The following is a 12,971-nucleotide window of genomic DNA, read 5'->3' on the forward strand; positions in this document are numbered from 1 at the left end:
TCGGGAGGCCCGCCGGTCCGGGACGACTCACTGCGCCGCCCCGACGTCGGCCGCCCACGGGTAGTACATGTACGAGATGGTGGTCGGCGCGCCGGTGAGCCGCTTGTTCAGGAACACGGCGGTGGGCCACTCGGCCACCGGGATCCACAGCAGTTGGTTGGACGCGGCCTTCTGGAGCTGCGCCTCGACGGCGTAGCGCTGGGCCGGGTCGGCGGTCTCGGTGGCCTTCTTGACCAGGTCGTCGAAGGCGGGGTCGCTGAACTTCGCGTAGTTCTGGAAGGCGCCGGTCTTGAAGTTCGCCAGCAGGTCCAACGGGTCGGTGATGGAGTCGTAGTACGTCTCCGGGAACATGTCGATGCCCTCGCGGGCCTTCTCGTCGGTGAACAGCGCGGTGAAGGCGTTCGGCGCGATGGTCTTGAGCTGGACGTTCAGCCCGATCTTGGCGCCTGCGGACTGGACGGCGGTGGCCAGCAGCGACACGTCCTGGCCGATCGAGCTGGTCGCCACCGTGACGGTCTTGCCGGTGGCGCCGGCCTCCTTGATCAGGGCCTTGGCCTGCTCGATGTCCGGGGCGGTCGGGGTGAGGCCGCTGAACGCGTCCTTCCTGACCTGTTCGGGGGCCGCCGCCCAGGCGGCACGGGTGGTGAGCGAGCCGGTGACGGTGCCCGCGCCGCCGAGTCCGGACTTCACGAAGCCGGAGCGGTCGAGCGCGAGCGACAGCGCGCGGCGGACCCGGAGGTCGCCGAGCGGGCCCTGCATGTTGGTGACGTTGACGTTGACGGTGCTGAGGCCCTCGCCGAAGTAGAGCGTGCCGACCTTGCTGCTGCGCAGCCGGTCGTAGCTCTCGGTGGGGATCAGGTAGCCGCCGTCCGCCTCACCGCTGATCATGGCGTTGACGCGGGCCGAGGAGTCGGTGAGGAAGCTGAACACCGCCTTCGCCGACTTTGCCTTGGTGCCCCAGTAGCCGTCGAAGCGCTGGAGTTCGATGGACTGGCCCTTGTTCCAGGTGCCCAGCCGGTACGGCCCGGTGCAGTCCAGGCTGCCGGAGGTGCCGTAGTCCTTGCCCGCCGCCTCGACCCCGGCCTTGGACGCGACGACTCCGGCGGCGGTCGCCAGGTACTGGTTGAACTGCGAGTCGGGCCGAGTCAGCTTGACGGTGACCTGGAGCGGGCCGGTCTTGGTGATGGTGCTGACGTTCTGGAACTGCTGGGCCCAGGCCGCGGCGTTGTCCGGGTTCATCTGGCGGCCGAGGCTGTAGACCACGTCGTCGGCCGTCAGCACGCTGCCGTCGTGGAAGTGCACGCCGGGCCGCAGGTCGTAGACCCAGGTGGTCGGGTCGGGGTTGGTCGCCTTCTCCGCGAGCCCGGGGGCGAGCGTCAGCTGCGGGGTCCACCGCATCAGGCTCTCGCAGACGTTGGAGAGGATGGTGTTCTGCGGGTAGTCGAACGCGTAGATGTAGTCCAGCGTCGGGGGCTCCGCGTACACCGCCCAGGTGAAGGAGTCGAGCTGCCCCTTGGCAGCGGGGGTGGTCGCGGACAGCTCGAAGGCCTGCTCGTTGCCGGTGCCGCCGCTCTTCGGCGGTCCGGCGCAGGCGGCCAGCAGGGTGAAGGCGGCGAGGGCCGCGGTCGGCAGGGCGTACCGGCGGTACGGGGATCTGCGCCCGTGGGACGGGGAGGGGGTTCCTGGCATCGGGGCTCTCTCTTCCGTGCTCAACGTGGGGGTGGCGAGGGAGTCGTGCGGCGGCAGCGGGGCGCTGCTCAGACGGCGGGCACCTGCTGGGTGATGCAGTGAACACCACCACCGCCGTACGCGACCACCCTGGTCGGCACGCCGACGACCTTGCGGCCGGGCAGCGCGGCGGCGATCACCGCGAGCGCCCCCTCGTCCTCGGGGATACCGGCCGTGGGGACGACGACTCCGCCGTTGGCGATGTAGAAGTTGAGGTAGCCGACCTCCGTCTCCTTGCCGTTGACCTCGACGAACGCGCTCTGCGGCAGGTCGATGATCTCCAGCTTCCGCCCCTGGGCGTCGGTCGCGGCCTCGAGTACGGCGCGGTTCTCCCGCATCCGCTCGAAGTCGGGGTGGGCCGGGTCGCTCGGGAGCTGCACGACCACCTTGCCGGGGGCGACGAACGCGCAGACACCGTCCACGTGGCCGTCGGTCTCGGTGTCCAGCAGGCCGCCGTACGGCAGCCAGATCACCGTGGTGACGCCGAGCTTCGCGATCAGCTCGGCCTCGATCTCCGCCTTGCTCATCCCCGGGTTGCGGTTGGGGTGCAGCAGGCACTGCTCGGTGGTGATCAGCGTGCCCTCGCCGTCGACGGTGATCGCCCCGCCTTCGAGGATCATCCGGGAGTCGATCCGGTCGACGCCGAGGCGCTCCAGCAGCGCGGCGGCGATCCGGTCGTCGGTGTCGTACGGGTGGTGCTTCTCCCCCCACGCGTTGAAGCGGAAGTCCGCGCCGGCCCGGCGGCCCTCGGAGTCGAGCACGAAGATCGGGCCGGAGTCACGGAACCACGAGTCGTCAAGCGGCAGCTCCACCACCTCGACCCCGTCCCCGCACAGCTCACGGGCCTCCGCGCCCTGGCCGGGCCTGGCGACCATGGTCACCGGCTCGAACTCGGAGATCGCCTTGGCGACCTGCGCGTACTCCTGCTTGGCGTCCTCGAAGGTCTCGCCCCACAGCTCCTGCCTGGTCGGCCAGGCCATCAGGCACGCCTCGTGCTCGGTCCACTCGGCCGGCATCCGGAAACTCATAGCGACTCTTCTCCTGGCTGGGGGGGTGGGGTGTGAGCGACATCCTGCTCCGAACTGAAAATTCAGTCAATACCTGCGAGCCGATACGTCCGCGCCGCACGTGACAGGCCCTGGAGTGCCCGACTTCTCCGTGTACCGGCCCATGGAAGCATCGCCGCGAGGGGGCGGTACTGGGCCCGGCAGCGTGATCTTCAACCGATCCTGACTCTTTGGTCAGAAAATCTCCCCATGCCTGCCCGTCGGCGGGTAGAGTCATCGCTCGTGTCCGACCGTCGAACAGAGATACTCAGAGCCGCCACCCGGGTGATCACACGGCGCGGCGTACGCGGGCTACGCGTCGGCGAGCTGGCCGCCGAGGCGGGGGTCTCGACCTCGCTGATCTACTACCACTTCACCGACCGCGCCGGAATCCTCCGCCAGACGCTGGAGTTCATCAGCGACCGGGCCGACCGCTACACCGCCGAGCGCGAGCCCGGAGCACACCCGACCGACCCCCGGACGGAGCTCGAGCAGGTCCTGCTCCTCGAGCTCCAGGACACTCCCGAAGTACGGGAGAACAGCACCGCCTGGGGCGAGTTGCGAGCCAGCGCCATCTTCGAGCCCGACCTGCGGGAGGAGCTCGCCAAGGCCACCCACACCTGGGTCCACGAGATCGCCGAACTCCTCGGCCGCGCCCACCCGATGGGAACAGCCCCCGCCCACGCCGCCTCCGCCGAACGCCTGACCTCCCTCATCGAGGGCCTCAGCGTCCGCTGGCTCAGCGGCTCCCTACCGCTGGAGCACGCCCGCCACCTGCTCCGAGGCGCCATCGAGGCGGAGCTCGACCACAGCTGACCGGCGAGCATCCGGCACGGCGGACATTCCGGTTGCCGGGCGAGGGCGGCTTCACGGCCGTTGTGCGGGTGGTGGTTGAAGGGTCGGCCAGCGGGTGAGCATGTCGGCGCGCACAGCTGCGGTCAGGTGTACCGTGCCTGCCGGGTCGCCGTCGGCGTCAGCGTCGGTCATCCGGCTGACGCCCCCCCCCGCTGCCGATCCTGACGACTACTCCAATCGGCCTGAGGGCCTGGCAACCACTGGGGCTCACGCCAGGAGATAGCGGTCGAGGACCAGGGCCAACTGCTCGATCCAACCGTTGAGGCGGGAAGCGCGCCGCGTGCCCAGCCAGCAGCGGAAGGTGGTGCCGTCGTGGCGATGGACGGTCACCCTGAGCCGCTTGGGCTCCGCGGTGTACTCAACGGTCCTGATCTCGGCCCAGGTGAACTCAGCGCTCTCCTCGTCGGATTCGATCGCCACACCGCGTCCGTCGATGGCGACACTGTTCCTTCGGTCTGCGGCGATGAATGCGATCTCGTCGCCGTCCTCGTCCTCGCTCGCGGCCCGAGGCTCGGCACGGACGGTCGGCGGGTGGCTCGCCGGAACCGTCTCGACAGGCTTCTGCTCTGCCCACTCGATCACGGTGGGGGTGTACTGCGCGGAGGCCGGCACGAACAGGTCCAGGAGCCGATCCGGTGTGGGCCGCAAGGCCGGGTCCTTGGCCAGGCAGGCGGCGACGACCTGGCGCATCCCCTCCGGTACTGCGGACAGGTCCGGCGCTTCGTGCACCGAGCGGTACATCAGCCCGATGGGCGTGCCGACCCCGAACGCACTGCCGCCGGCAGCGGCGACCAACACCGCGCCGAGCGCGAACACATCGGCGGCGCCACTCACTTCGAGCCCCTGGGCCTGCTCAGGGGCAAGGAACCCGGGCGTGCCGAAGGCGGCTCCGGTCATGGTCAGCCGGGTCGACTCAACAGCCCGCGCGATACCGAAGTCCAGGACACGAGGACCGTCCTCGGCCATGATGATGTTGCCGGGCTTGAGGTCGCGGTGGACCAGGCCGCAGGCGTGGACGGCCACCAGGGCCTCGGCCAGCGCCGCGCCCAGCATGCGCAACCGCTCCTCGCTCATCGGCCCCTCGGCTGCGAGCAGTCCGGACAGCGTGGGCCCCGGCACGTACGCCGTGGCGAGCCAAGGCGCCTCCGCCTCCGGATCTGCGTCCACCACCGGGGCCGTGTGGAATCCGCCGACCCGACGAGCCGCAGCGACTTCGGCCCGGAACCGCTCGCGAAAGTGCGGATCGGCGGCAAGCTCCGGGCGCGCCACCTTGACGGCCACCGCACGGCCCCCACGCGAACGCGCCAGAAAGACGGTTCCCATCCCCCCGGCGCCCAGTTCGCGTTCGACGGTGTAGCTGCCGATGCGCCTAACCCCGTCCGCCTCGAACTCCATACTTTGCACGCCTCCCCGAGTCTTGGCGCTCACCAGTATGGCCGACACTCTCAGTGCACCCATCGCTGCCTCGGATGTCGGTGGCGGTTGACCGGAGTCCCGGATCGCTACTGGTGCTGGCCTGACGGTAGGTCAGCATCGCGCCCAGCCGCAGTGAGGGCCGTGTGCAGTTGCGCGTAGGTGGGGGCGAGGAGCCGCAGTTGTGCTGCTGCGGCCTGGTCGTCGCCGTGTACCAGGGGGTACTGCAGGCTGCCCAGGATGCGGGCCTGGCGCTGTGCGATGGAGGCCGCGTGCGACAGCCCCAACTCTTCCAGGCACATCGCCGCGTCGTTCAGGCGGCGTGCTCCCACGCGGACGCCGAATGCGGTGAGGAGTGTGCGGATGCCGGGGGGCGTGCCCTGGGCGACCAGGTCGGCGAGCGTCTCGATGGCGGCGGCTCCGCCCAGGGAGCCGGGAGGCATGGGCAGATCGTCACGGCCGACCAGCCACCGTGCGGCTTCCGGCAGTGACTGCCGCAGGGCGTCGACGGGAGCGACCCGGCGGTGGCGTACGAAGGCGGCCCGCAGCACGAAGGGGGCGTCGATGTAACTGATCGACTTCGCCTCCCACGCGGCGAGGAAGGCCTGCGTGGGCAGTGTCGCGTAGGGGTGGCCGTGGGGGTCGTGGAGTTCGATGCTGTCCTGGTCGGCGGCGAGCACTACGACGTAGTGGTCGCCGCCGTCGGCGTTCGGTGTGCCGGGCTGGTACAGCAGCAGGCCCATGTCCACCGGCCCGACCAGGACCGGCCCCCGCGAGCAGGCGGCCAGCAACCGTTCCAGCGCCTCGGCCGGCGTCCCGCCGTCGCTGCGCTCGCAGCTCCAGCCCAGGAGCGAGACTGCGGCGTCGAGGCCGATCTCGGGGTGCCAGCCGTAGGGGTCGAACAACGGCAGGGATCCGGCGATGAGCTGGGCGCCGAAGGGTGAGCCGGTCAGCGTCTCGATGACTGCGGTGGAGGGAGCCTCCCCACCCAGCATCATGGCCAGCGAGTTCGTGTAGCAGTACGGGCCGGAGCCGACGTAGCCGAGCACAGGGAGTCCTTCGTGGTGACAGCGGTGACCCTCACCGGCGGACTGCCGGGCAGGTGAGAGCAGTCAACCCCCTCACACACTGTCAGGGTCAACCTCGAGGGCAGACAGCGGGGGGCCGCAGCCGACACACCCGGCTGCGACCCCCGTTGTCCGTGCAGGTTCCTCAGAGGAAGTACAGCCGGCTGAGCGAGACGCTGTCGGCGGGCTCCGAACAGAGCGGCTCGCCGTCGAGGGACACCAGGCCCGTGTGGGGGTGGACGTCGACCAGACCCGTCCGGGCGTTGCGGAGCATGTTCTTCGGCCCGATGCCTCGGGTGTTGCGGACGCCCACCCGGCGGCGGCGGGTCGGCATCTTGTCCCCGTTCTGGACGGCGGCTTGGGCGACGAAGGCGACGGAGATGTCGGCTGCGGTGGTGCCGTGGGCGCCGAACTGGGGGCCGAGGACGAGGGGTTCGCAGCGGTCGGTGGAGGCGTTGGGGTCGCCGGTGACGCCGTAGGCGGGGAATCCGGCCTTGAGTACGAGCTGCGGTTTCGCTCCGAAGTACTGCGGCCACCAGAGGACGATGTCGGCGAGTTTGCCGATTTCGATGGAGCCGACTTCGTGGGCGAGGCCGTGGGCGATGGCGGGGTTGATGGTGAGTTTGGCGATGTAGCGCAGGACGCGTTCGTTGTCGTCGCCGCTGTCGTTGGTGCCGTAGGAGCCTTCGCCGTCGAGGGGGCCGAGTTCGGTCTTCATTTTGCCGGCCATGGCGAAGGTGCGGCGCACGGTTTCGCCGGCGCGGCCCATGCCTTGGGCGTCGGAGGAGGTGATGCCGATGACGCCGAGGTCGTGGAGGACGTCTTCGGCGCCCATGGTGCCGGCGCGGATGCGGTCGCGGGCCATGGCGGCGTCGCCGGGGAGGTCGACCTTGAGGTCGTGGGCGGAGACGATCATGCCGAAGTGCTCGCCGAGGGCGTCGCGGCCGAACGGCAGCGTCGGGTTGGTGGAGGACCCGATGACGTTCTCGACGCCCGCCATCTTCAGCACGTTGGGGACGTGTCCGCCGCCGCAGCCTTCGATGTGGAAGGCGTGGATGGTGCGGCCCTCCAGCACGGCGAGGGTGTCCTCCACCGACAGGCACTCGTTGAGGCCGTCGGTGTGGAGGGCGACCTGGACGTCGTACTCCTCGGCGACGCGCAGGGCGGTGTCGAGGGCGCGGGTGTGGGCGCCCATGTCCTCGTGGACCTTGAAGCCGGAGGCGCCGCCCTCGGCGAGCGCCTCGATGAGGGGGGCGGGGTCGGAGGAGGAGCCGCGGCCGAGGAAGCCGATGTTGACGGGCCAGGCGTCGAAGGCGTTGAAGGCGTGCCGCAGCGCCCACGGGGAGTTGACGCCGACGCCCCAGACGGGGCCGAACTCCTGGCCGATGATCGTGGTGACGCCGGAGGCGAGGGAGGCCTCCATGATGCGCGGCGACAGCAGGTGGACGTGGGTGTCGATGGCTCCGGCGGTGGCGATCATGCCCTCACCCGAGACGATCGTCGTCCCGGTGCCGACGACGACGTCGATGTTGTCGAGGGTATCGGGGTTGCCGGCGCGGCCGATGGAGGCGATGCGGCCGTCGATGAGGCCGATGGAGGTTTTGCGGATGCCTTGGACGGCGTCGATGACCAGGACGTTGCTGATGACGACGTCGCAGGTGTCGCGGACGGCGGCGGCTTTGAGGTGGAGGCCGTCGCGGGCGGTCTTGCCGAAGCCGGCGAGGAACTCCTCGCCGGGGGCCTGGGAGTCGGACTCGACCCGGACGATCAGCCCGGAGTCACCGAGGCGGATCCGGTCACCCGCCCGGGGGCCGTGCACGGCGATGTAGTCGTGCGCGTCGATGCTGCCCGCCGGAGCCGCTCCGGGGCGGCCGTGACAGCCTGCGGCGTCGAAGATGCTGCCACTCATGCCTGCTCCTGGTATTCCGTGAGGTAGCCGGTCGCGCGGGCCTTGTCCAGCGCCTGCTCTCGCGCACCGGATGCGTCCAGCGGGCCGTCGACCAGCCCGGCGAAGCCGATCGCGACCCGCGCGCCGCCGATGGGAATGAGCCCGACCTCGACGGTGGCGCCGGGGTCGAAGCGGACGGAGGACCCGGCGGGGACGGCGAGGTGGGTGCCGTAGGCGCTGGCGCGGTCGAAGGCCAGCCGGGGGTTGGCCTCGAAGAAGTGGAAGTGCGAGGTCACCGAGATCGGCACGGCGGAGGTGTTGCGGACCGGGAGAAGCACCGTCGGCTCGGCGGGCCCGTACCCGTGCCCGGCCCCGGGGAGGGCCGCCCCGGGGGCGTCGTCGCCGAGCGAACCCGCCCTGTGGAACGGGTCATTGATGACGCACAGCCGGGTGCCGTCGTCGAAGACGGCCTCCACCTGCACGGTGGTGACCACGTCGGCGACGCCGGGCACAACGTCCTCGGCGCCGAGCACCGTACGTCCGGCCTCGATCGCCTCGGCCAGCCTGCGGCCGTCGCGGGCGGCCTCGCAGACGGTGTCGGCGATCAGGGCGGTCGCCTCGGGGACGTTCAGCTTGACGCCGCGTGCGCGGCGGGCGCGGGCCAGCTCGGCCGCTGTGAAGATCAGCAGCCGGTCCCGCTCGGTGGGGGTCAGTCGCACGGTTCCTCTGTCTGAGGTAGGGGGACGGTGGTCGAAGCAGCGGCCTGGCCGTCGGGGTGTCAGGCCGCCGGCTTGCCGGGCTGGTCGTGGGTCGAGCAGTGGATGCCGCCGCCGCCGGAGGCGATGTTGTCGATCTTCAGCGGCACGATGTCGCGGCCGGGGAAGTGCTCGCGCAGGATCTGCTGCGCCCGGTCGTCCGCCGCGGAGTCGCCGAACCTGGGCAGGAACAGCGACTTGTTGGCGACGTAGAAGTTGATGTACGAGGACACGAAGGCGTCACCCTTGCCGGTGATCCGGTCCGGGTCCGGCTGGGGCAGCTCGATGACCGTGAGCGGCTTGCCGGTGGCGTCCGTCGCGTCCTTGAGCACCTCCTTCGCCTGTGCGGCGGAGCGCGACCAGACGTCCTCGGGGGCTCCGGGGAACGGCTGGTCCAGCAGGACGACGCCCGGGGCGGCGAAGCGGACCAGGCAGTCGACGTGCGCGTCGGTGATGTCCTTGTCCCGGACGCCGGCGAACCAGATCACCTTGCTCACTCCGAGCGCCTTCTTGAGCTCGGCCTCGATCTCGTCCCGGCTCTTGCCGGGGTTGCGGCGCTCGTTGACCACCGAGCTCTCGGTGACCAGCAGGGTGCCCTGCCCGTCGGTCTCGAACGACCCGCCCTCGGCGACGACCGGAGTCCCGATCCGCGGAATCCCGTACTTGCCGAGGACCGCTTCGGCGAGCTTGGTGTCGTTGCCGTGCTCCTTCTGCTTGTTCCCCCAGCCGCTGAAGTTGAAGTCGACGCCCTTGAGCGTCCCGGAGTCCTCCACGAACACCGGGACGGTGTCGCGCGCCCACAGGTCGTCCACGGCCAGCGCGACGACCTCGACGTCCGAGCCGCAGGCCCGCTGCGCGGCGCCCTCCTGCCCGGGGCGGGCGAACATGACGACCGGCTCGTAGCCGCCGACGGCACGTGCCAGACCAGCGATGTCCTGGCGTACGTCCGGCAGTTGGCTGTCCCAGATGCCGGTCGACGCCGGCCAGGACATGAACGTACGGGCGTGGCTCTCCCACTCGGCGCCGAACCGCCGTCCCGGTGTCGCTCCCTGACTCAGAGCAGTGGACGAGGACGGCGCCGAGGACGTTCCCGGCTCGGCCTCCTCCTCCAGCGGGGCGCAGGCCACGCCACCGAGGGCGAGCAGACCGGCACCGGCTGCGGATCGCAGCACGGTTCGACGGGACAGGGAGAAAGCTGACACGGGACACTCCGGCACAGGGGGAACGGCTGGGCTTGTTCTCAGGACTTTGTTCTCGGACTTCAACCGCGCGCGGCGGCCAGGGCCGCCGGGCGCGTCACGGCAGCGGCTCGTGCATCGTCGAGCAGTGGATGCCGCCGCCGCCCGCCATCAGGCGGTCGACGTCGAGCTGGACGACCTCGCGCCCGGGGAACGCCACCGCCAGAGCCTGTCTGGCGGCGTCGTCCTTCACCACGTCGCCGAACTGCGCCGTGATCACGGCCCCGTTGACGACATGGAAGTTCAGGTAGGAGTCGACGAACTTGGAGTCCCTCGACCGCACGGTGTCGGGGCCCTCGACGCGGATCACCTGCAAGCGTCTGCCCCTGGCGTCGGTCGCCCCGGACAGGATGTCGAACTGCTCGCGGGCGTCGCGGGCCCAGACGTCCCGGCGGTCCGCCGGCGGCACCTGCACCATCACCACGCCCGGACGGACGAACCGGGAGGTCACGTCGACGTGGTCGTCCGTGATGTCCTTGCCCTTGATGCCGGGCACCCAGATCATCTTGTCCGCACCGTACGCGTCGAGGACCGCGTCTTCGACCTCGTCGCGGCTCATCCCCCGGTTGCGGTTCTTGTTGACGAGGCTGCTCTCGGTGGCCAGCAGGGTGCCGTCGCCGTCCGCCTCGACCGCGCCGCCCTCGCCGACGAACTCCGCCCGGCTGAACGGCAGACCGAGCCGGCCAGCGACGCCCCACGCGACCTCGGCGTCGTCACGGTGGGTCTGCTTGTTGCCCCAGCCGTTGAAGTTCAGGCCGACGGCGTCGAGCCCGCCGAGGCCGTCCCGCCGGAACACCGGCGCGGTGTCGCGCATCCAGAGGTCGTCCGTCGGGATCGAGCCGGTCACCGTGACCATCGGTCCGCAGCCGGACCGGGCGGTGGTCACGTCCTCCTCCGGCGCGCACATGACCACCGGTTCGTAGCGCGCGATCGTCCGCGCGATCAGGGCGATGTCCTGCTGCACACCGGCCAGCTGCCGGCCCCAGACGGACCTGCGGGACGGCCACGACATCCAGGTCCGCGCGTGCGGCACATCGTCCCTGTCCACGTACCAGCGCCTCGACGCCGCACTCGTGTTCATTGTGATTCTCCAGATCGGGTGTCGCGGGTTCCTGCCGCCGCTCTCGCCGCATGCTTACTCTGACACTGACTGAAAATTCAGTCAATACTATCGACCCAATGAAGGCCGGGCGCGTCGTGCGCCCGGCCGCAGGCCGTCCTCGGCTGCGCGTCAGCCGCGCAGCCGCTCCAACTCGCCGTCGATCGCCGCCGCCATCAGCTCACGCGCGTGCGCCACCGGCAGGCTCCCGCTCAGCCAACGCATGCTCAGCCCCTCGACGAGCGCCGTGAGCCGCTCGGCCGAGCCGGCCAGCGTGGCGGCCCCGGCCATCGGCCGGACCTTGCCCAGCAGGGCGGCAACCTCCTGCACCCACACCAGCGTCGAGCGCGCCAGGTCCTCGCGCAGCTCGGGTTCGAACACCGCGCTGGCCCGCAGCTCACCCCAGGCCGTGCTGTTCTCCCGCACCTCCGGCGCGTCCTGGAACTCCAGCATCAGCGTCTGCTCCAGCTCACCCCGGCCGTCCAGCGGCTCGGCGTCGGCGTCGCGCTCCGTCGTGTACCGCTCGGCGCGGTCGTTGATGAACTCCAACGTCGCCCGCAGGATGCCGGTGCGGTCCTTGAAGTGGTAGTAGATCAGCGCCGTGGACACACCCGCCTCGGCGGCGAGCTCCTCGACCCGGAGCCCCCGCACGCCCCGCCGCGCGATGACCCGCGCGGCAGCTTCCATGATTCCTGTTCTACGGTCAGCCACAGGCCAACACCCTACCTGCGGTGAGCCCGCAGGCCGAGCCGCATTCCTGACCGAAATTACAGTCCCTCCTCCGCGGCTCCACGGCTCCGACCGTTCACCCCGTTGCACGGCGCTGTGGAGCCGGTCCGCCGGGCGTCCGTCTGCTCTGCTGGGAGGCACCCATCGTGTGCCTGCCCGAGGAGTGACCTTGCCCCGCACGCCCCGCCCGCCCCGCCTCGCCGGACTGCTCGGTGCGGCCACCGCCGCCCTGTCCCTGCTCGCCGCCAGCCCCGCCGTCGCCGTCGCACCGCCGCTCTCCGCGCCCCGGATCGCCGCGCACTTCGACCTCGCCCAGGGACAACAGCCGGAGAACATCGCCGTCGAACCGGACGGGTCGGCGGATCTCACCTTCTCCTTCGCCCGCCAGATCGCCCGCGTGAGCACCGACGGCGAGCTCACCGTCCTGGCCACCCTCCCCGCACCCGCGCACCCGGCCACGCCGGTGCTCGGAGCCGCAGTCGTCAGCGGCATCGCACGGGCCCACGACGGCACCCTCTACTTCGCGTACGCCACCGGCACCGACGACCTCACCGGCATCTGGCGGCTCTGCCCCGGCGGCCTACCCGAGCGGATCTCGGCCTTCCCCGCCGAAAGCCTGCCCAACGGCCTCGCCCTGGACGAGCACGCGGGCCTGCTGTACTCGTCCGACTCCGCGCTCGGCCTCGTCCGGACGGTCCCGGTCACCGGCGGAGCCCCCGCCGCCTGGGCCTCCGGTGCCGAGCTGAGGCCCACCGCCGCATTCGGCGCCAACGGCCTCAAGGTGCACCACCACGCCGTCTGGGTCACCAACACCGACGCCGGGACGCTGCTGCGCATCCCGATCCGCGCCGACGGCTCCGCCGCACCGGCCGAGACCCGGGCCAGCGGCCTCGCCGGCATCGACGACTTCGCCTTCACCGGGCACGGCGACGCGCTGATCGCCGCCCTCAACCCCTCCAGCGAGGCGATGTACATCGCCGAGGACGGCAGCCACCACACCGTGCTCACCGCCGCCGACGGCCTCTCCAACCCGACCTCGGTCGCTGTCCACGGCGACACCGTCTACCTGCCGAGCGCCGCCTACTTCTCCCAGCAGGACCCCAACCTGCTGCTCGCCACCCTGGAGCGCTGACCCCGCTGACCGGGCGGGCGG

The 12,971-nt window shown here is 70.9% G+C and carries 11 protein-coding genes; 2 read left to right on the top strand and 9 right to left on the bottom strand.

What is annotated here, in order from left to right:
* Positions 1-27: 27 nt before the first annotated feature.
* Together ACR68M_RS01750 and ACR68M_RS01755 are read right to left on the bottom strand one after the other, a co-directional pair.
* Positions 28-1,689: an ABC transporter substrate-binding protein gene (locus tag ACR68M_RS01750; protein WP_441248577.1), complete on the bottom strand. Its 1,662-nt coding sequence runs from the start codon at positions 1,687-1,689 to the stop codon at positions 28-30.
* A gap of 68 nt (positions 1,690-1,757) precedes the next feature.
* Positions 1,758-2,756: an agmatine deiminase family protein gene (locus ACR68M_RS01755; protein ID WP_441248578.1), complete on the bottom strand. Its 999-nt coding sequence runs from the start codon at positions 2,754-2,756 to the stop codon at positions 1,758-1,760.
* Positions 2,757-3,017: 261 nt separating this feature from the next.
* Here ACR68M_RS01755 and ACR68M_RS01760 point away from each other — a divergent pair, with 261 nt between their 5' ends.
* A complete protein-coding gene (locus tag ACR68M_RS01760; protein WP_441248579.1) occupies positions 3,018-3,590 on the top strand; it encodes a TetR/AcrR family transcriptional regulator in 573 nt (190 codons plus the stop codon).
* 246 nt (positions 3,591-3,836) lie between these two features.
* Here ACR68M_RS01760 and ACR68M_RS01765 read toward each other — a convergent pair whose 3' ends face one another.
* The 7 genes from ACR68M_RS01765 to ACR68M_RS01795 form a co-directional block, all read right to left on the bottom strand.
* A complete protein-coding gene (locus tag ACR68M_RS01765) occupies positions 3,837-5,024 on the bottom strand; it encodes a serine/threonine-protein kinase (protein WP_441248580.1) in 1,188 nt (395 codons plus the stop codon).
* A 107-nt stretch (positions 5,025-5,131) separates the two neighbouring features.
* On the bottom strand, positions 5,132-6,091 hold the full coding sequence (locus tag ACR68M_RS01770; RefSeq protein ID WP_441248581.1) for a hypothetical protein: 960 nt from the start codon (positions 6,089-6,091) through the stop codon (positions 5,132-5,134).
* Between the two features lie 163 nt (positions 6,092-6,254).
* A complete protein-coding gene (locus tag ACR68M_RS01775) occupies positions 6,255-8,018 on the bottom strand; it encodes an urease subunit alpha (RefSeq protein ID WP_441248582.1) in 1,764 nt (587 codons plus the stop codon).
* On the bottom strand, positions 8,015-8,716 hold the full coding sequence (locus tag ACR68M_RS01780; protein WP_441248583.1) for an urease subunit gamma: 702 nt from the start codon (positions 8,714-8,716) through the stop codon (positions 8,015-8,017). The genes ACR68M_RS01775 and ACR68M_RS01780 overlap by 4 nt, the downstream gene beginning before the upstream one ends.
* 59 nt (positions 8,717-8,775) lie before the next feature.
* Positions 8,776-9,921 carry an agmatine deiminase family protein gene (locus ACR68M_RS01785; RefSeq protein WP_441251805.1) on the bottom strand — a complete coding sequence of 382 codons (1,146 nt, stop codon included), beginning with the start codon at positions 9,919-9,921 and terminating at the stop codon, positions 8,776-8,778.
* 127 nt (positions 9,922-10,048) lie between these two features.
* Positions 10,049-11,038, bottom strand: coding sequence for an agmatine deiminase family protein (locus ACR68M_RS01790; protein WP_441248584.1), 990 nt, complete (start codon positions 11,036-11,038; stop codon positions 10,049-10,051).
* Between the two features lie 183 nt (positions 11,039-11,221).
* On the bottom strand, positions 11,222-11,776 hold the full coding sequence (locus ACR68M_RS01795; protein ID WP_441248585.1) for a TetR/AcrR family transcriptional regulator: 555 nt from the start codon (positions 11,774-11,776) through the stop codon (positions 11,222-11,224).
* Between the two features lie 211 nt (positions 11,777-11,987).
* On the opposite strand from ACR68M_RS01795, the gene ACR68M_RS01800 reads away from it, so the two are divergent.
* Positions 11,988-12,950, top strand: a complete 963-nt coding sequence (locus ACR68M_RS01800) for a hypothetical protein (RefSeq protein ID WP_441248586.1) — start codon at positions 11,988-11,990, stop codon at positions 12,948-12,950.
* The last annotated feature ends 21 nt before the right edge of the window (positions 12,951-12,971 follow it).

Source organism: Kitasatospora sp. McL0602 (assembly GCF_052076145.1).
Classification (GTDB): Bacteria; Actinomycetota; Actinomycetes; order Streptomycetales; family Streptomycetaceae; genus Kitasatospora.

What these genes read in the sequence shown, in the direction of transcription:
- ACR68M_RS01750 (WP_441248577.1), bottom strand. Translation starts at nt 1,689, where the DNA reads ATGCCAGGAACCCCCTCCCCGTCCCACGGGCGCAGATCCCCGTACCGC.
- ACR68M_RS01755 (WP_441248578.1), bottom strand. Translation starts at nt 2,756, where the DNA reads ATGAGTTTCCGGATGCCGGCCGAGTGGACCGAGCACGAGGCGTGCCTG.
- ACR68M_RS01765 (WP_441248580.1), bottom strand. Translation starts at nt 5,024, where the DNA reads ATGGAGTTCGAGGCGGACGGGGTTAGGCGCATCGGCAGCTACACCGTC.
- ACR68M_RS01775 (WP_441248582.1), bottom strand. Translation starts at nt 8,018, where the DNA reads ATGAGTGGCAGCATCTTCGACGCCGCAGGCTGTCACGGCCGCCCCGGA.
- ACR68M_RS01795 (WP_441248585.1), bottom strand. Translation starts at nt 11,776, where the DNA reads ATGGAAGCTGCCGCGCGGGTCATCGCGCGGCGGGGCGTGCGGGGGCTC.